Source organism: Nocardioides luti (assembly GCF_014212315.1).
Lineage (GTDB): Bacteria > Actinomycetota > Actinomycetes > Propionibacteriales > Nocardioidaceae > Nocardioides > Nocardioides luti.
Genome location: NZ_JACKXE010000001.1, coordinates 3670195 through 3687468, shown reverse-complemented (window position 1 = coordinate 3687468; position 17274 = coordinate 3670195). Strand labels below are relative to the sequence as shown.

20 protein-coding genes and 1 tRNA gene are annotated in these 17274 nt (G+C 72.5%); 5 read left to right on the top strand and 16 right to left on the bottom strand.

Annotation, left to right across the window (positions count from 1 at the left end; genetic code table 11):
* Positions 1 to 62 precede the first annotated feature (62 nt).
* A complete protein-coding gene (locus H5V45_RS17495) occupies positions 63 to 1061 on the bottom strand; it encodes an aldo/keto reductase (protein WP_221634043.1) in 999 nt (332 codons plus the stop codon).
* Positions 1062 to 1187: 126 nt separating this feature from the next.
* Here H5V45_RS17495 and H5V45_RS17490 point away from each other — a divergent pair, with 126 nt between their 5' ends.
* On the top strand, positions 1188 to 1865 hold the full coding sequence (locus tag H5V45_RS17490; RefSeq protein WP_185254111.1) for a haloacid dehalogenase type II: 678 nt from the start codon (positions 1188 to 1190) through the stop codon (positions 1863 to 1865).
* 18 nt (positions 1866 to 1883) lie between these two features.
* Here H5V45_RS17490 and H5V45_RS17485 read toward each other — a convergent pair whose 3' ends face one another.
* The 8 genes from H5V45_RS17485 to H5V45_RS17450 all read right to left on the bottom strand — a co-directional run bounded on the left by H5V45_RS17485 (position 1884) and on the right by H5V45_RS17450 (position 9548).
* Positions 1884 to 2369 (bottom strand): SRPBCC family protein, encoded by a 486-nt coding sequence (locus tag H5V45_RS17485; protein WP_185254110.1) that lies wholly within the window; start codon positions 2367 to 2369, stop codon positions 1884 to 1886.
* Between the two features lie 33 nt (positions 2370 to 2402).
* Complete coding sequence (locus tag H5V45_RS17480) at positions 2403 to 3881, bottom strand: hypothetical protein (protein WP_185254109.1); 1479 nt, start codon at positions 3879 to 3881, stop codon at positions 2403 to 2405.
* 134 nt (positions 3882 to 4015) lie between these two features.
* A tRNA-Met gene (locus tag H5V45_RS17475) sits at positions 4016 to 4089 on the bottom strand.
* A 55-nt stretch (positions 4090 to 4144) separates the two neighbouring features.
* The gene (locus tag H5V45_RS17470; protein ID WP_185254108.1) at positions 4145 to 7120 is read right to left on the bottom strand and encodes a UPF0182 family membrane protein; all 2976 of its coding nucleotides are present in this window, start codon (positions 7118 to 7120) and stop codon (positions 4145 to 4147) included.
* Positions 7113 to 7754, bottom strand: coding sequence for a PPA1309 family protein (locus H5V45_RS17465; protein WP_343061609.1), 642 nt, complete (start codon positions 7752 to 7754; stop codon positions 7113 to 7115). Before H5V45_RS17465 ends, H5V45_RS17470 begins: the two co-directional genes overlap by 8 nt.
* Positions 7751 to 8788, bottom strand: a complete 1038-nt coding sequence (locus tag H5V45_RS17460) for a YlbL family protein (protein WP_185254107.1) — start codon at positions 8786 to 8788, stop codon at positions 7751 to 7753. The genes H5V45_RS17465 and H5V45_RS17460 overlap by 4 nt, the downstream gene beginning before the upstream one ends.
* A 27-nt stretch (positions 8789 to 8815) precedes the next feature.
* Positions 8816 to 9064 (bottom strand): hypothetical protein, encoded by a 249-nt coding sequence (locus H5V45_RS17455; protein ID WP_185254106.1) that lies wholly within the window; start codon positions 9062 to 9064, stop codon positions 8816 to 8818.
* Between the two features lie 55 nt (positions 9065 to 9119).
* Positions 9120 to 9548, bottom strand: coding sequence for a molybdenum cofactor biosynthesis protein MoaE (locus H5V45_RS17450; protein ID WP_185254105.1), 429 nt, complete (start codon positions 9546 to 9548; stop codon positions 9120 to 9122).
* A gap of 54 nt (positions 9549 to 9602) precedes the next feature.
* On the opposite strand from H5V45_RS17450, the gene H5V45_RS17445 reads away from it, so the two are divergent.
* Positions 9603 to 11039 (top strand): zinc-dependent metalloprotease, encoded by a 1437-nt coding sequence (locus H5V45_RS17445; protein ID WP_185254104.1) that lies wholly within the window; start codon positions 9603 to 9605, stop codon positions 11037 to 11039.
* The gene (locus H5V45_RS17440; protein ID WP_185254103.1) at positions 11036 to 11578 is read left to right on the top strand and encodes an NUDIX domain-containing protein; all 543 of its coding nucleotides are present in this window, start codon (positions 11036 to 11038) and stop codon (positions 11576 to 11578) included. The genes H5V45_RS17445 and H5V45_RS17440 overlap by 4 nt, the downstream gene beginning before the upstream one ends.
* Positions 11579 to 11602: 24 nt before the next feature.
* Here the strand turns inward: H5V45_RS17440 and H5V45_RS17435 are convergent, their stop codons facing one another.
* The 3 genes from H5V45_RS17435 to H5V45_RS17425 all read right to left on the bottom strand — a co-directional run bounded on the left by H5V45_RS17435 (position 11603) and on the right by H5V45_RS17425 (position 14382).
* Entirely contained in the window at positions 11603 to 12139 is a 537-nt protein-coding gene (locus tag H5V45_RS17435; RefSeq protein WP_185254102.1) for a M48 metallopeptidase family protein, read from the bottom strand.
* A gap of 9 nt (positions 12140 to 12148) precedes the next feature.
* Complete coding sequence (locus H5V45_RS17430) at positions 12149 to 13204, bottom strand: PHP domain-containing protein (RefSeq protein WP_185254101.1); 1056 nt, start codon at positions 13202 to 13204, stop codon at positions 12149 to 12151.
* 362 nt (positions 13205 to 13566) lie between these two features.
* Positions 13567 to 14382, bottom strand: a complete 816-nt coding sequence (locus tag H5V45_RS17425) for an enoyl-CoA hydratase/isomerase family protein (protein WP_185254100.1) — start codon at positions 14380 to 14382, stop codon at positions 13567 to 13569.
* A gap of 193 nt (positions 14383 to 14575) precedes the next feature.
* On the opposite strand from H5V45_RS17425, the gene H5V45_RS17420 reads away from it, so the two are divergent.
* Together H5V45_RS17420 and H5V45_RS17415 are read left to right on the top strand one after the other, a co-directional pair.
* Positions 14576 to 14734 carry a DUF5679 domain-containing protein gene (locus H5V45_RS17420; protein WP_091026547.1) on the top strand — a complete coding sequence of 53 codons (159 nt, stop codon included), beginning with the start codon at positions 14576 to 14578 and terminating at the stop codon, positions 14732 to 14734.
* A gap of 146 nt (positions 14735 to 14880) precedes the next feature.
* Positions 14881 to 15759, top strand: coding sequence for a TOMM precursor leader peptide-binding protein (locus H5V45_RS17415; RefSeq protein ID WP_185254099.1), 879 nt, complete (start codon positions 14881 to 14883; stop codon positions 15757 to 15759).
* A gap of 37 nt (positions 15760 to 15796) precedes the next feature.
* On the opposite strand, the gene H5V45_RS17410 is transcribed toward H5V45_RS17415, so the two are convergent.
* From H5V45_RS17410 to H5V45_RS17390, 4 genes are all read right to left on the bottom strand, one after another.
* Positions 15797 to 15958, bottom strand: a complete 162-nt coding sequence (locus H5V45_RS17410) for a hypothetical protein (protein WP_185254098.1) — start codon at positions 15956 to 15958, stop codon at positions 15797 to 15799.
* A gap of 319 nt (positions 15959 to 16277) precedes the next feature.
* A complete protein-coding gene (locus tag H5V45_RS17400) occupies positions 16278 to 16442 on the bottom strand; it encodes a hypothetical protein (protein WP_185254096.1) in 165 nt (54 codons plus the stop codon).
* A 92-nt stretch (positions 16443 to 16534) separates the two neighbouring features.
* Positions 16535 to 16870 carry a WhiB family transcriptional regulator gene (locus H5V45_RS17395; protein ID WP_185254095.1) on the bottom strand — a complete coding sequence of 112 codons (336 nt, stop codon included), beginning with the start codon at positions 16868 to 16870 and terminating at the stop codon, positions 16535 to 16537.
* A gap of 125 nt (positions 16871 to 16995) precedes the next feature.
* The gene (locus tag H5V45_RS17390; RefSeq protein ID WP_185254094.1) at positions 16996 to 17226 is read right to left on the bottom strand and encodes a hypothetical protein; all 231 of its coding nucleotides are present in this window, start codon (positions 17224 to 17226) and stop codon (positions 16996 to 16998) included.
* Positions 17227 to 17274 lie beyond the last annotated feature (48 nt).

Sequence of the window (17274 nt, the reverse complement as noted above, 5' to 3'; positions counted from 1 at the left end):
GCGCGGGACGTCAGACGACCGGAGCAGGCGGGTGCCCCGTCCGCATGACGTCCCGCGGCGGGTCAGCGGTCGATCATCTGCGCCATGGCCTCGGGGTAGCGCTCCCCCACGACCTGGATCTGCCGCGCGGCGGCGTCCATCTCGCGCAGGTCGTCGGCGGTCAGCTCGACGTCCACGGCACCGAGGTTCTCGGTCAGCCGGTGCGCCTTGGTGGTGCCCGGGATCGGGACGATGAACGGGCGCTGCGCCAGCAGCCAGGCGAGCGCGACCTGGCCGCGGGTGGCGCCCTTGGCCTCGGCGATGCCGCCCAACAGGTCGACGACGGCCTGGTTGGCCGCCCGGGCCTCGGCCGTGAAGCGCGGCAGGTTGGCGCGGATGTCGTTGCTCGCGAACGTCGTGTCCTGGTCGATGGCCCCGGTGAGGAAGCCGCGGCCCAACGGGCTGAACGTCACGAAGCCGATGCCGAGCTCCTCCAGTGTCGGGAGCACCGACTCCTCGGGCTCGCGCCAGAAGAGGGAGTACTCGCTCTGCAGCGCGGTGACGGGCTGCACGGCGTGGGCGCGGCGGATCGTCTGCGCGCCGGCCTCGGAGAGCCCGAAGTGCCGCACCTTGCCGGCCTCGACCAGCTCCTTGACCGTGCCCGCGACCTCCTCGATCGGGACGCCCGGGTCGACCCGGTGCTGGTAGAAGAGGTCGATCGTGTCGGTCCGCAGCCGCCGCAGCGACGCGTCCGCGACCGCCCGGATGTGCTCCGGACGGCTGGACAGGCCGGGGCGCTGGGTGCCGTCCTCGGCGATGTCGAAGCCGAACTTGGTGGCGATGACGACCTGGTCGCGGACCGGCTCGAGGGCCTCGCCCACGAGCTCCTCGTTGACCCACGGCCCGTAGACCTCGGCGGTGTCGAAGAGCGTCACGCCCTGCTCCACGGCCCCGCGGATCAGCGCGACCATCTCGTCGTGGTCGGCCGCCGGCCCGAGGCCGTGGCTCATGCCCATGCAGCCCAGCCCCAGGGCCGAGACCTCCAGGCCGCTGCGGCCCAGCTCGCGTGTGGTGATGCTCATGCGTCGTACTCCTCGTCTGTCACGTGTGCGCCCCCCACTCTGACGCGGGGGTGGCTGAACCGGCTGACGGGTGGGGGCGCCCGGTGGCACGAGCCGCTATCTCCGGCGCGGTGACAGACTGACCAGATGCCCGTCCCCCAGCCCCGTCTCATCGTCTTCGACGTCAACGAGACCCTCTCCGACATGTCGCCGCTGCAGGAGCGCTTCGAGCAGGTGGGGCGGGACCGCCACGAGGCGGCGACGTGGTTCGCCGGCCTCCTGCGTGATGGCTTCGCCCTGACCGTCACGGGCGCCAACCCCGACTTCGCGGAGCTGGCCCGCGGCTCGCTCGAGGTCCTGCTGGCCGAGTCCCGCTCACCGGGCGGGCACGAGGACGCCGTCGCGCACGTGCTGGACGGCCTGACCTCCCTCGGGCTGCACGACGACGTCGCGGAGGGGATCACCGCGCTCGCCGAGCAGGGCCGACGTCTCGTGACGCTCAGCAACGGCGCCACCTCCGTCGCCGAGGCGCTGCTGGAGGGTGCCGGGCTCCGGGACCGGTTCGAGCGGCTGCTCACGGTGCAGGACGCTCCCGCCTGGAAGCCTGGTCGCGCGGCGTACACCTTCGCCCTCGACGCCTGCGGCCTCGACGACCGCGCCGCGGCGCTCTTGGTGGCGGTCCATCCGTGGGACATCGAAGGAGCCCGCCGGGCCGGCCTGACGACGGCGTGGATCAACCGGTCCGGCGCGGGCTACCCCCGCTACTTCAGCCGGCCCGACGTCGAGGCCACGTCCGTGCTCGACCTGGCGCGCCAGCTGGGCTGAGCGGGCCGGGGTCGATCCTCAGGCCCCGTCGCCGGACTCGGCGATGCGCTTGATCGCGGCCAGGCTCCTGGGGATCCCGTCGAGCGCCTGCCGGGTGCGGTCGGCGATCTGGGCGGGCGCCTCGTCGCCGAACTTGTCGCCGAACATCGCGATGCCGTCCGGGAGGAACTCCCAGGACTCGGTGAGCGTCGTGCCGGCCTCCCCCTCGGCGAGCGTGAACCCCCAGCGCACAAAGCGGCCGCCCACCATCCACGCGAACTCGCGACCCGGCTCGGCCGCCACGACCTGTGAGCGGGTCTCCCAGGTGCGGTCCGGGAGCTCGTTGCGTCCGGTGAACCACGCACCCACCTGACCGGCAGCAGCCTCGTCGTCCCACCAGCAGGCAGCGCAGACGGGGCTCCACTCCCCGGTCCGTGTGACGTCGGAGACCAGCTCGTAGAGCGACGCCGCAGATGCTGCGACGCTCACGGACTGCTGGTGCGTTCGGAGGTCGGTCTCGCTCATGCCGCCATCGTCACAGACGGCTGGTACGCCGGCTCAGCCGCTCCTGGTCCAGATCACGGCCTTGCCGTCCGCGGTGTCGACGAACGCCTTGCTGCCGTCGGCGCTGAGACCGAAGAGGTCGCGGGACAGGCGGCGAGGTTCCCCGCCGGCGCGCTTCACGTAGAGCGCGTCGTGGCGCCAGCCGGTCCTGATGTCGTAGATGCCGAGCCGGTAGCCGGTGGACACGTAGCGACCGCCCGTGGAGATCACCGGCCTGACGATGTAGGGGTCGTTCGGGGACCTGCCGGTGCCGTCCGTCGTCAGAAGCGTCGTGTCCAGCGTCCGGGTGTCGACGAGGTAGGTGTCCGCGTGGGTGTTGTGGTCTCCCGGATCGATGTCGGTGGCCAAGGACAGGTAGGCCACGTGATGGCCGTCGGCGCTGACGCTCGGGATGGAGGTGGGCCCGTTCGGCACGCTGCCGTCCCGGGTCACCGAGACCAGCGTGTCGGCGCCCGTCGACCGGTCGCGGAGGTGCACGCCCGCCCCGCTGACATCCCCGCCCTCCACGGCCAAGGCGCCGTAGGCCAGGTAGCGGCCGTCGGGCGAGAGGTCGAAGGCCGAGACGTCGAAGGGCGTGCCTCCCAGCACGTCGGTGGTCTCGCCGGTCGCCCGGTCCCACGCGAGCAGCTGCTGGTGGGCGTCGAAGGGGTCGCCGTCGGCGTCGTAGGCGTAGTAGACGGTCGCGTCGTCGGCCGAGATCTCGGTGTCGCCGAAGGCGCCGGACGCGACGTTGGTGTCGTCGGTGTCCTCGACCCGCCGGATCACGGTGGTCGCCTGGGTCACGCGGTCCCACAGCCGCAGCTCGGTGAAGGAGTTGCCGGTGTCGGTGCGCCCCCAGAACGTGTAGGTCACGAGGCGCCCGTCGTCCGACAGGTCGCTGAGCGACGGGCCGGCCGGGGTGTCGACCCCGTCGGGCGCGGTGATCAGGGTCGGCTGGCTCGAGCCGCGGTGGAAGAGGAACAGGTTGTTGAAGTACTCCGGGTCGAGCCCGGGCGCCAGGTCGTCGTCGCTGTCGACCACCCACCACTCCATGTCGTCCGAGACCTCCACGGCGCTCTTCGAGACGGCGTACGCCGCCGGCTCGGTGGTGCCGACCAGCTGCGGCGCCTGGCCGGCCGGCACCGCGACGGTGCGGGTCGTGACCGCCGCCTGCCGCTTGGCCCCGGCGACCTTGGGTGCGACGACGCGGTACTTCGTCGCAGCGGCCGGCGTGTCCACGGAGAACCGGAAGGTGCCCTTCCGGCTGGTCTTCCTGGTGGCGACCGTCGTCCACGACCCGCCGCCCAGCCGCTGCAGACGGACCGTGCGTCGGGCGCGGGCCGGCACCGAGCCCTTCAGGGTCACCGACTGGCCCAGCACGGGCGCGGCAGGCGCGAAGGACAGGGTGCTCCCCGAGGCCGACGCCGCCAGGACCGGCAGCGACAGCAGCGCGGTGAGCACACCCAGGACGAGGGTGACGGCGATCCGGCGCATGCCGACAACCTAGGCACGTCGACGCGGACGGCGGGCGCGAATCGGCGGATCGGCGGCACACGTCCGGTCTCGCCGCGCCACGAGAACCCGACACGCACGAAGGCCCGGACCAGTGGTCCGGGCCTTCGATCTTGTAGCGGGGGCAGGATTTGAACCTGCGACCTCTGGGTTATGAGCCCAGCGAGCTACCGAGCTGCTCCACCCCGCGTCGGTGAAACCAACCTTACGGGATGGGATCTGGCGGGGCCAAATCGGGGTCCCGGTCAGTCCCCCTTGGCCTGGTCGGCCAGGGCGAACGCCTTGTTGACGAGCTTCTGGGCCTTGGCGATCTCGTCCTGGTAGGTGCCGAGGTCGCCGTCGTCCAGGGCGGTGTTGGCGCGGGCGAAGGCGGCGTCGGCCTTGGCCAGCGCGTCCCTGATCTGCTCCTGCACGGTGCCGGTCGGCTGACCGTTCCCGTCCCCGTTGCCGTTGCCGTTGCCGTTCCCGTTGCCGGTGCCGTCACCACCGGTGTCGGGCGGGGTGGTGACCTCGCCGGTGACGCCGAGGACGTCGCGGAGCGCCTCGCCCAGGGTCTTGCCGATGCCGACCTCGCCGCCGTAGGAGACCAGGACGTACTGCAGCGTCGGGAAGCTCGAGGTCGAGCCGGCCCGCACGGCGTACACCGGCTCGACGTACACCAGCCCGTTCTCGACCGGCAGCGTCAGCAGGTTGCCGAAGATCGGCGGCGCGTCACCGAGGTTGAACGGCTGCAGCTTGGCCCGCACGTCGCTGTTGGAGGAGAACTCGTTGGCGATCAGGCCGGGCCCGGGGGTCCGCTGGTCGGGCAGCTCGAGCACCCGGATGCGGCCGTAGGTCTCGGGGTCCGAGGCGTCGGAGTCGACCGAGACGAACGCCGACAGGTTGCCCTTCTTGTACGGCGTGAACACCGACGTCAGCGAGAACGTGCTCTTGGCGGCACCCGAGGCGGTCGGCTGGTTCACGAAGAGGCGGTACGGCGGCTGGAGCCGGTTCGCGATCTTGCTGTTCGGGTCGAACGGCACCTGCCAGCGGTTGTTGCCCTGGTAGAAGTCGCTGGCGTCGGTGACGTGGTAGCGGGCGTACTGGTAGCGCTGGACCTTGAACAGGTCCTCGGGGTAGCGCAGGTGGTCCAGCAGGTCCGGCGGGATCTCCGAGCGGTCCTTGACGGTGCCGGGGAACGCGCTGCGCCACGCCTGCAGGATCGGGTCGGACTCGTCCCACGCGTAGAGCACGACGTCGCCGGTGTAGGCGTCGACCGTCGCCTTGACCGCGTTGCGCATGTAGTTGATCTCGTCGGTCGGCAGCGTGCGCAGGCCGTTGGTGTCGGTCTGCAGCGAGTCGTTGGTCATCGTCTTGAACGACTCGCGCTCGGCCGACGGGTAGCGGTCCGTCGTCGTGTAGCCGTCGAGGATCCACTGGATCCTGCCGTCGACGACCGCCGGGTAGGGGTCGCTGTCGATCGAGAGCCACGGCGCGACCTTCTCGACGCGGTCGCGCGGGTTGCGGTTGTAGAGCACCTGGCTGTTCTCGTTGACGCGGCCGGAGAGCAGGAAGTTGGGCTCGCCGAACTTCACGGCGTACATCAGCTGGTTGAAGATGCCGCCGATCGGGACGCCGCCGTTGCCGTCGTACGTCGTGTAGCCGTCGGCCGCGTCCTCCCCCGCCGTCTCGGCGGTGCTGAGGTCGAGCTCGACGTCGGTGTCCTTGCTGCTCGCCTTGCCGACCACGGAGTAGTCCGGGCTCTGCTCACCGAAGTAGACCCGCGACTCGTAGTCGCCGAGCGCGTTCTGCGCGGGCTCGTCCTGCGTCGGCTGGCCCTCGGCCCAGCGAATGCTGGTGGCCTCCTGGACGTTGTTCTCGGGGCGCTGGTTGGCGTACGCCGCGATCACGCCGTTGCCGTGCGTGTAGACCGTGTGCAGGTTGGACCAGTTGCGGTCACCGGCGTCGATGCCGCTCTGGTCGAGCTCTCGGACCCCGAGCACGAGGGCCCGGTCGACGCCGCTGATCTGGTAGCGGTCGACGTCGAGGACCTGCGCGACGGAGTAGTACGCCCGCGCCTGCTGGAGCTGCTCGAAGGTCTGGCGCACCTGCTGCGGGTCGACCAGCGGGGTCGACGACGTGCTGGCCGCGAGCGAGTCCAGCTCGGACGGCGACGAGGTCGTGTCGGACTGGTACTGCTCCGGGGTGACGTCCTTGAAGTCGTACGCCGCGCGGGTCGCCTCGATGTTCTTCCCGATGTAGTACTCCTCCTTGTCGGCCTCGGACGGCTTGACCTGGAACTGCTGCACGATGCCCGGCCAGATCAGGCCGAGGAGCACGGCGGAGAGCGCCAGCAGCGCGAGCCCGATCGACGGCAGCATCCAGGTGCGGCGCCAGACGTTGAGGAAGAACAGCACGGCACAGATGACCGCAATGCCCATCAGGATGTTCTTGGCCGGGAGCACCGCGTGGTCGTCGGTGTAGGTCATGCCGGAGATCAGCGAGCCGCCCTGGTTGACCAGGTCGAAGCGGTCCAGCCAGTAGTCACCCGCCTTGGCCAGCACGAAGACGCCGAGCAGCACCGACAGCTGCGCCTGCGCGGCGCCGGAGAGCCGGTCGCGCGAGGTCTGCAGCCGGATGCCGCCGTACAGGTAGTGCACGAGCGCGGCCGCGAGCAGCGCCACCACGGTCACGGCCAGCACGTAGTCGACGAGGTAGTGGAACCACGGCAGGTCGAAGACGTAGAAACCGATGTCCTTGTCGAAGAACGCGTCCTTCTGGCCGAACGGGACGCCGTTGCGCCACAGCAGGTAGTTGCGCCACTCCCCGATCGCCGAGGTGCCGGCGAAGACGCCGATGACGAGCGAGGCGCCCACCAGCAGCCAGGTGCGGATCGGGGTGACCGCCTCGCGGTAGCGGTCCAGGCCGGTCTGCTCCGGGGAGTTCGGCCGGAAGAGGGGGCGCAGCCGGTAGGCGAGGTACATGTTGGCGCCGACGACCAGGGCCATCACGGCACCGAAGACGAGGAACAGCCCGGTCTTGGTCCAGAACAGGACGCTGAAGACCTCGGAGTAGCCGCCGGACTTGTACCAGAGCCGGTCGGTGTAGAGGCCGGCGAAGCTGGTCAGCCCGAAGAACGCGATGATCAGCACCACCGCGGTCACGAGCAGGGCCCGCGAGCGCCGCGGCGGCTCCGCCGGGGGCGGCGTGTCGCGCGGGTCGTCGTCGAAGAGCTCACTCATGGGCGGTTTCCTCCTCCAGCGTGGCACCGAGCAGCGCCAGCAGTCCCGGCACCAGCTCCGTGCCACCGACGACCGACTGGTCGTCGTCGTGGGCACGCAGGCGCAGGGCGCAGTACGTCGAGCCGGTGCGGGTCACTCCGGCCACGATCCGCACCTCCTGCCGGTCGGGGTGCTCGCGGGCGAACTCCTCGGCACCGGCCGGGTCGTCGGGGATGTCGGCGTCCGCGTCCGGCGGCAGCACCAGGCGCTCGACCACCGCGGCGCAGCCGGCGACGTCGGCGGGCCAGACGATCGACTCGAGCACGCGCTCGAGCACGGCGTCCGGCGCCAGCTGGTCCTGCTCGATCGGGGTCAGCGAGCCCTCGGCGGACGCGGCGTCCAGGCCCATGGCCGCGGCGAGGGCGGGCTCGCGCTCGACCAGCTGGGCGGTGTGCACGAGGGCGTAGAGGCGGGCGGGCTGGTCCCAGCCACCGGCGGCGATGTGCGACTCGATCTCGAGGACCGCGGCCGCCAGGGCCGGGTCGGCGTCGAGGTCCATCTGGAGCACCGGGTCGAGCACGGGCTCGACGTCGAACTCGGCCCGGTCCGGGGCGTCGGGGCCGGGGTCCTGGGCGGGGTCGTGCTCGGGGTTCACGAGGTTCCTTCGCAGCTGGGGAGCGTGGCGTCGTGGTCCTTGACCCAGGCCTTGATCGCCTCGACGGCGTCGTGCATCGTCGTGGCCTTGACCAGGCGCATGTCGCCGTTGGCAGCGCCGACGGCGTCGGCGCAGTTGTCCGGCGGGACCATGAAGAGCTGGGCGCCGGCGTTGCGGGCGCCGGCGATCTTCTGCTGGATGCCGCCGATCGGCCCGACCTTGCCGTCGCCGTCGATGGTGCCCGTGCCGGCGACGGTGGCGCCGCCGGTCAGCGAGCCGGGGGTGAGGGTGTCGTAGATGCCGAGGGAGAACATCAGGCCGGCGCTCGGCCCGCCGATGCTCGGGTCGATGTTGACCGACACCGGGAACGGGAAGACGTAGCCGAGCCCGAACTGGATGCCGATCTTGCCGTCGGCCCCGGGCGTCACCCGCACGGTCGTGGGCTTGCCGTTGCGGAGCACGCCGAGCGTGATCTCGCCCGTGGCACCGTCGATGGCCTTGGTGAGGTCGTCGGTGGAGGCGATCTTGGCGCCGTCCACCTCCTGCAGGATGTCGCGGACCTTCAGCTTCCCGTCCGCCGGGGCACCGTCGACGACGCTGAGCACCTCCAGCGCCGGCTTCACGTCGTACCCGAGCTCGTCGAGCGCGACCGCGATCGCGGCGTCCTGCGAGGAGACCATCTCGACGGCGCCCTGCTGCTGGTTCTGCTCCGTGGTCTCGCCCTTCTGGTAGACCGCGGAGTAGGGGTAGACGGCGTCCTCGTCGCTGATCCAGTCGTGCATCAGCTCGAAGATGTTGACGTGCGCGGTCGGCTGGGAGACGTAGACCGTGGTCATCCGCAGCTGGCCGTCGTCGCGGTAGGTCTTCTGCCCGTCGCCGACCTGGATGATCTCGTCACCGTCGGTCGACGCGAGCACGTCGACGGTGAGCCCGGGCTCGTAGGTGACGAACGGCAGCGGCCTGGTCGCGGCCAGGATCCAGAGCGCGGCGAGCAGCGGCACGGCCAGGAGACCGGCGAGGGTGCGCTGCGTCATGGCGCCAAGCCTCTCAGACGCGGGAAATCAGGCGCTGCGGCGGGGCGCGCGCGAGGGTCGTACGGCGATGCCGGTGCTGCGGTCGCGCTCGGGGACCCGCAGCGCCTGGCGGCCCGGGTTGAGCGTGCGGCCCTCGCGCTGCAGGGCGTCGGCCAGCCTCTGCACGGCGACGTCGCGGTCGACCTCGCCACGGCCCTCGCGGCCCAGCCACGCGACCCAGGCCATCGCCACGGCCGTGACGACGACGGGCGGCACCAGCCAGAAGAGGATGTCCACCCGTGCAGGGTAGGCAACCCGGGGCCCGCGGCGGGCTCGACGCGCTGGGCGGGCGTCAGGGAGAGCCGACCCACTCGTCGGAGCCGTCGCCGAAGCGCTGGTGCTTCCAGATCGGCACCTCGGACTTGAGGGTGTCGATCAGCGCCCGTGAGGCGGTGAAGGCCTCCCCGCGGTGGCTGGCCGTGGTCGCGACGATCACGGCGATGTCGCCGATCGCCAGCGTGCCGACGCGGTGCACCGCGGCGAGCGCGTGGACGTCGTACTCGGTCGCGACGCGCTCGCACACCTCGGTGAGGCGCTCGAGGGCCGAGGGGTGGGCGGTGTAGTCGAGGCCGTCCACGCCCTTGCCGCCGTCGTGGTCGCGGACCCGGCCGATGAAGAGGGTCAGGCCGCCGGAGGCGTCGTCGTCGAGCGCGTCGACGACCTCGGTCACGTCCAGCGGGGTCTCCCGCAGGGCGACGAGGCGGAGCGCGGCGTGGGTCACGCGCCGACCCTAACCGGAGCGGACGACCTTGCCGTTGGCGCGTACCGTTGAGGCATGGACGACACCCCCGGCAGCACCCCCGGCGACGGCGAGCCCGACGACCAGCCAGGCGACCAGAACCCGTTCAAGGGCACGCCCTTCGAGCAGTTCTTCGGCGGCGCGGGCGGTGCCGGCGGCTTCAACTTCGGCAGCCTCGCGGGGATGGGTCTCGGCGGTCCCGGCGGCGCGGGCGGTCCCGGCGGGATGCCCGACCTCAGCCAGCTGTTCAGCCAGATCCAGTCGCTCATGCAGCCGTACGACGGCCCGCTGAACTGGGACTTCGTGCTCGACCTCGCCCGCAAGACCCTCGCGCAGGCCGAGGACCCGTCGGTGACGCAGCGCCAGAAGGACGCGGTCGCGGACGCCCTCCGCCTCGCCGACCACTGGCTCGACGCGACCACTTCCTTCCCCTCCGGCGTCACCTCCACCGCGGCGTGGAGCCGCGCGGAGTGGGTCGTCGGCACCGCCGACGTGTGGAAGGGCCTGGTCGAGCCGATCGCCGAGGGCTCCGTCCAGGCGCTCGGCAGCGCGATCCCCGAGGAGGCGCGGGCGATGTCCGCCCCGATGCTCGGCATCCTCGGCAAGGCCGTGGGCGCGATGCTCGCCCAGCAGGTCGGCTCCGGCCTCGGCACGCTCGCCTCTGAGGTGCTGAGCGTCTCCGACATCGGCCTGCCGCTGGCCCCCGCCGGTCGGGCGGCGCTCGTGCCCGCCAACATCGCCACCTTCGCCGAGGGGCTCGACGTCTCCGAGGACGACGTGCTGCTCTACCTCGCGCTCCGCGAGGCCGCCCACCAGCGCCTCTTCAGCCACGTGCCGTGGCTGCGCGAGCACCTGATCGGCGCCGTGACGGCGTACTCCCGCGGCATGGAGATCAACGCCGAGGCGATCCAGGGCCGCGTCGAGGAGCAGATGCGCGGCATCGACCCGACCAACCCCGAGTCGATGCAGGCGCTGCTCGACGGCGGGCTCTTCGACCTGCCGAAGTCCCCCGCGCAGGAGGCCGCGCTCCAGCGGCTCGAGGTCACCCTCGCCCTCGTCGAGGGCTGGGTCGACGAGGTCGTCGGCCAGGCCACCGCCGAGCGGATGCCCGCTGCCGCGAAGATGCAGGAGGCGGTACGCCGTCGCCGCGCCGCCGGCGGACCCGCCGAGCAGACCTTCGCCACGCTGGTCGGCCTCGAGCTGCGGCCGCGCCGGCTGCGCGACGCCTCGACCTTGTGGGGCTCGCTGCGGACCCGCCAGGGCACCGAGGCCCGCGACGGGGTGTGGATGCACCCCGACCTGCTGCCGACGGCCGCCGACCTCGACGACCCGCTGGGCTTCCGCGAGGACGCCTCGGCGCCCGAGACGCTGAGCGACGAGGACTTCGACGCCGAGCTGCAGAAGCTGCTCGGCGGCGACGAGCCCGACTCCCCCGGCGCACCGCCGGCGCCGCCCGCACCGCCCGCCGGGTGAGCCTGCACGCCGACGCGCTGGCGTCCCTGTCGTCCTGGACGGCACCGACGCGGGCGCAGGAGCGGTTGCGCGCCCGCTACGTCGCGCACCTCGAGGCGCACGAGGACGGCGTCTGGCGCTCGTGCTTCCCGGACCACCTCACCGCGGGGACACTGGTCGTCGACGAGTCGCTCGACCACGTGCTGCTCAACCTGCACCGCAAGGCCCAGCGCTGGTTCGCCTTCGGCGGGCACTGCGAGCCGGGCGACGCCACGCTCGCCGACGCCGCCCGCCGCGAGGCCCGCGAGGAGTCCGGGCTGACCGCCCTGCGCTTCGACCCGGTCCCGGCCCACCTCGACGAGCACGCCGTCGGCTTCTGCGACCCGCGGGGCGAGGTGCACCACCTCGACGTCCGCTACGTCGCCCAGGCGCCCGCCGGCTCACGGCACGAGGTCAGCGACGAGTCGCTGGACGTGCGCTGGTGGCCGGTCGACGCGCTCCCCGACCTCGAGCCGGAGATGCTCGACCTGCTCGCGATCGCGCGAGCCCGCTTCGCCTGAGCCGCGCCGTTGCGCCGAGGCGGCTCAGCCGTCGTAGCCGTCGGGCAGCTCGAGCCGGGCGGCCGCGGACCAGCCGAGCAGGTAGCCCTTGGCGCGCTCGGCCTGCGGGTAGCGCGCGACCCACTTCCAGAACGCCGCGTCGTGGCCGGACTCGAGCAGGTGCGCCAGCTCGTGGACCAGCACGTAGTCGATGACCCACGACGGCATGCCCTGCAGCCGCGCCGAGAGCCGGATGGTCCGGTCCCCGGGCGTGCAGGACCCCCAGCGGGACTGCTGGTTCTCGACCCAGCGGACCGAGCCCGGGGTCGCCAGCCCGCCCAGGTAGCGGTCGTTGAGGCCGAGGGCCCGCTGCAGCAGGGCGTCGTCCGACGGCGTACGCCGTTGCTCGGAGCGGGCGAGCCGGGCCAGCATCGTCTCGACCCACTCGGCCTCCTCCTTGCGGCTGAGGGAGGCCGGGATCATCACGATCACCCGCTCGCCGTCGCGGTACGCCGAGACCGTGCGGCGGCGCCGCTTGGAGCGGCGTACCTCCACCTCGGGGCGGGCTGACTCGGCGGCCATGGCCTGAACCTAACCGTTCGCCCAGGTCAGGAGGCGTTCCTTCGGCCAGGTGTTGACGATCCGGTCCGCGTCGATGCCGGCCGCCTCCGCGCGCTCGCAGCCGTAGACGAGGAAGTCGAGCTGGCCCGGCGCGTGCGCGTCGCTGTCGATCGAGAAGAGGCAGCCGGTGTCGCGGGCCAGCTCGAGCAGCTTCGTGGGCGGGTCGCGACGCTCGGGCCGGGCGTTGATCTCGACGGCCACGTCGTGCTCGACGCACGCCTCGAAGACCGCCTTCGCGTCGAACTGCGAGCCGGGGCGGGTGCCGCGGTTGCCGGTCACGAGCCGGCCGGTGCAGTGGCCGAGGACGTTCATCCGCGGGTTCGCGATCGCACCGACCATCCGGCGGGTCATGGCCGCGGCGTCCATCTTGAGCTTTGAGTGGACGCTCGCGACGCGGACGTCGAGCCGGGCGAGGAGCTCGTCGGTCTGGTCGAGGCCGCCGTCGTCGAGGATGTCGACCTCGATGCCCTTGAGCAGCGTGAAGCCGGCGCCGGCGAGGTGCTGGTTGACGGCGTCGACGACGTCGAGCTGGCGCGACAGCCGCTCGGCGCTCAGCCCGTGGGCGACGGTCAGGCGCGGCGAGTGGTCGGTCAGCACGAGGTAGTCGTGGCCGAGCTCGATGGCGGTGAAGGCCATCTCCTCGATCGGCGAGCCGCCGTCGGACCAGTCGGAGTGGGAGTGCAGGTCGCCGCGCAGCGCCGCCCGCAGGTCGTGACCGCCCGGGGTCAGGGGGCCGCCGTGCTCGCGCTCGAGCGTGGCGAGCCGGTCCGGCACCACCCCCGCCACCGCGTCCGCGATCACCCGGGCGGTGCTGGCGCCGATGCCGGGCAGGTCGGTGATGCTGCCGCTGTCGACCGCGGCGGCGACGTCGTCGTCGGACATCGGCAGCAGGGTCGCGGCCGCGTTGCGGAAGGCCTTGACCTTGTAGGTGTCCTCGCGGGCCCGCTCGAGCAGGAAGGCGATCCGCCGCAGCGCGGCGACCGGCCCGGCGTCGTACGCCGCACGGTCCTCGGCAGACCCGGACACCCGCGCCACCCCCGTCACCTCCGCTTTTCTTTCGTCCACAGCCCGTGGAGGACCATTGTCGCTGGTCAGGGCAGCGTACGGCGCCCGCCCGGGCGTGTCCTCCACAGGCCTCTCCCGCGCGGACCCGCGTTCCTCCACCGGTGGGGGGCTTCCTCCACAGCGTTGTCCACAGGCTTGTCCACAGGGCTGGACGCCGCGGCATTGACCGGCGCCCCACCGCCTCCTAGCGTGGGGCGCAGATGAGGCCCCCGGCCCGTCGAGCGACCTGCGCAAGGGGAAGGCATGGGTCGTGACGCGGACCAGGGGCCTCTTCTTCTGCCCGGACGGGCCTGCGGCCCGGCCCCGTGGCCCGGCCCGGTGGGTCAGCTCCCGGTGAAGACGGCCGGGCGCTTCTCCTGCGCCGCCCGGATGCCCTCCTGCAGGTCCGCGGTCGCCAGCGTGATCGGCTGCGCCATCGCCTCCCACTGCAGGGCGGCCTCGATGTCCTCGTGGCCGCCGCCCTGGAGGGCGAGCTTGGTGAGCTTGCTGGCGATCGGCGCGGTGGCGGCGATCCCGGCCGCCGTGGCCAGCACCTCGTCGAGGAACGACGCCGGCTCGATCACCCGGGACACCAGCCCGAGCCGCAGCGCCTCGTCGGCGTCGACGACGCGGCCGGTCAGCATCAGGTCGCGGGCGTGGGCCTCGCCGACGACGTTCGGCAGCAGGTAGGTCCCGGCCATGCCGGGGTGCATCCCGAGCTTCACGAAGGGGACGCCCATCTTCGCGCCGGTGGCGGCGTAGCGGACGTCGCACGCGAGCGCCATGCACAGCCCGGCACCGATCGCCGGCCCGTTGACGGCGGCGATCGTCGGGACCTCGAGCTTCCGGATCGAGAGCCACGCGCGGTAGAACGCCAGCATCCGGGTGCGCAGGTGGTCCACCGACGCGTCCGGCTCGCTGGCGATCCACGAGGTGTTGCCGCCCGAGCAGAACGCCGAGCCCTCCCCCGTGACGACGACGGCCCGCACCGAGCGGTCGGCGGCCAGCTCGTCGACCGCCGCCACCCAGGCGGCCGTCATCTCGTCGGACATCGCGTTGCGCTGGTCGGGGTTGTCCAGGACCAGCAGCGCGACGCCCTCGGAGGGGCGCTCGAGGCGCAGGTGGGTGGTCGGGGACGTGGTCGAGGTGGTGTCAGGCATGCCCCCAACGTACTGAGCGGGGTCCCCGCGCGCCGTGACCCGATTCACCCCGCTCGGTGTGCCGCCTGCGCCTCCCGGCGCGCGTGTCGTAGGGTCGAGGCGGCTCGGCGGCACCCGCTGCCGTGCTTCCGGCGGGCTTCCCCCCTGTTCCCCGTCGCGACGACCACGAACAACTGATTACAAGGAGGCCGTCATGGCGGAGACCTGGAGCGGCGAGTTCTACTGCGTGAAGTGCAAGGAGAAGCGCGAGGCGGAGGGCGAGGTGAGGGTGAACGACAAGGGCACCCGCATGGCCAAGGCCGTGTGCCCCGTCTGCAGCACCAACCTCAACCGCATCCTCGGCAAGGCCTGACACACGCGTCAGTCGCCCACGAGCGTTGAGACGGCGGCGTCGCCCGGTCCCCGGACCGGACGGCGCCGTCGTCGGCATTTGCAGCCCGGTCCGCGGGCCTGTGGAGGAGCCGCTCGCCGCGGCGCGGGATGTGCCAGGGTGCCGACGTGCCCGCCCCGCCTCCCGTCCCCGGTCGTCGGCTGGCCCTGCGCCCCGGGCTCCCCGTCGTACGCCGTGACGACCGGCACCTGCAGGTCGGCGTCGACGCGCCGCACCGCACGGTGCTGGAGGACACTCCGGACGTACGCCGCCTGCTCGCCGACCTGCAGTCCTCCGGCCGGCCCGCTCCCACCACCGCGGCGGGCCACCAGGCGCTGCTGCGGCTGACCGCGGCGGGCCACCTGGTCGACGCCGACGTCCTCGAGGCGGCGCTCGGCGACGCCCCGGACCGGGCGGCGACGGCCGCGGCCTTCGCGCTCCACGGCGACGCCGCGCCCGAGCGGCTGGCCGACCGGGCCCGGGTGCGGGCGGAGGTCACCGGACCCGAGGGCGCGGTGCGGCTGCTCACCCGGCTCCTGGGCGACTGCGGCGCCGGGCCCACCGAGCCGTCGGGCGAGGGCGCCGTGGCGGTGGTCGTCGCCGACGGCGAGGTCGGGCGCGACCGGCTGGACCCGCTGGTGCGCGCGGGCCTGCCGCACCTGCTCGTGTCGCTGGGCGGCACCTCCGTCACGATCGGGCCGTTCGTGGTGCCGGGCCTGACCGCGTGCGTCCGGTGCGTCGACGCCCACCGGGGCGAGCGGGACCCGCGCCGCGCGACCGTCGTCGACCAGGCCGCCCGCTCGGGCGACCTCCGGCCCCGCGACCCGGCCCTCGCCATGCTCGCCCTGGCTTGGGCGGTCCGCGACGTCACGGCCTGGTCCGACGGGGAGCAGCCCTCCACGTGGTCGCGCACGGTCACCGTCGGCACGGACCTGCAGCCGGTCGCCCACGCCTGGACCCGGCACCCGCACTGCGGGTGCGCGTGGGACGAGGCGCTGGTCGGCTAGGGCGTCGTCGGCGGCGTCGGGGCGGGCGGCGCGGCCCTCACCAGAACTCGGTGTCGAGCTTGCCCTCCATGGCGCGCAGGTGGGTGCGCGAGCAGGTGTCGCAGTAGGTCTTGCGCCGGCCGTGCTCGACCGACGTGGTCCAGGTGAGCGTCGCGGCGTCGTCGCTCTCCTGCCGTCCGCAGAAGTCGCAGGTGGTCACGGGCCCGAGGCTACGCCTGTCCCCCGGCCCCGGCGGGGAGCCCGCGGACGTGCCGGAGCCGGGCACGACGGGTGTCGTGCCCGGCTCCGGGCGTCATCAGAGTGCGCGGGCGAGGGCGAGACGCGCCTGCTGCGCTGCCTCCTCGGCCTTGCGGCTGAGTCGGCGGGCTCGGGCCAGGTGGTGCCCGAGTCTCATGTCCTGCGCCTCTCCCAGGCGCGCGGACATTTGTGCGCGCGCCAGATTTTCGTGCATGAGATTCATGGTGCTGCTCCGCTTCGTGGTGGTGTTCATGGGTGTGGTCGGCTTTCTGGTCGGGCGCTCAGAGCGAGCGGGCGATGGCGAGACGTGCCTGCTGCACGGCCTGCTCGGCCTTGCGGTGCTGGCGGCGAGCAAGGGTCAGCTGGCGCCCCTGTCGCATCTGCTGCGCCTCTCCCAGGCGCGCGGTCATCTGCGCGCGGGCCAGGTTCTCGTGCATGAGGTTCATCTCGGTGCTCCGGTTTCGGTCGGTGGTGCGGGTGGGTGGTGCTGGTCGGGTGCTGCAGGTGGTGCCGGTGCTGCTGGTGCCGCTGCCCGGTCTCAGGCGGCGACGTCGTTCTTGCGGGGACGGCCGCGGGGCCGCTTGCGGGGAATCACCACGCCTTGGAGGAAGAGCTCGCCGCCCCAGACGCCCCAGGGCTCGCGTCGGTCGAGGGCTCCGTCGAGGCACAGCGCCCGGACGGGACAGTCCAGGCAGAGCGCCTTGGCGAACTCGACGTCGGCGGGCGACTCGGCGAACCACAGCTCCGGGTTGTTCACCCGGCACGGCAGCAGCTCCTCGTCGACCCGGCCGGCCTCGTCGTGGAGCCCGCTCAGGGACGGCTGGTCCTGGAGCGGTTCGTCGACGCGGTTGCGGATGAGTTCACTGATGGTCATGTGTGTCACCTCCTTCGTGGACCTGATCGGGATGGGTGGTGCGGGATGTGAGGGATCCGGAGAAACGAAAAGGCCGCGGATCCCGGTGAGGGTTCCGCGGCCTGGAGGTGCCGATCTGCTGGTGGTCAACAGTTCGGTGGTCTCCAGGCAGTGGAGCCCGGGAAGGAGGCCGGGACAACGCCCTGGTCGGCTCCCATGACGGTCGTGACGGCCTTGCGGTCGCGCACGACGGACGTGGCGACAGCGGTGGTGCAGGCGCGCGAGTAACCGAGGTCGATGCCGGAAATGGGCATGACGAAGGTGGACGCGGCAGTGCTGATAGCCGGGGCCGTCATCGGGTTCTTGGTGATCATCACTACGTCCACCTCCTTCGTTTCTTCGTGCGCCGACCGTGTCAAGGTCGT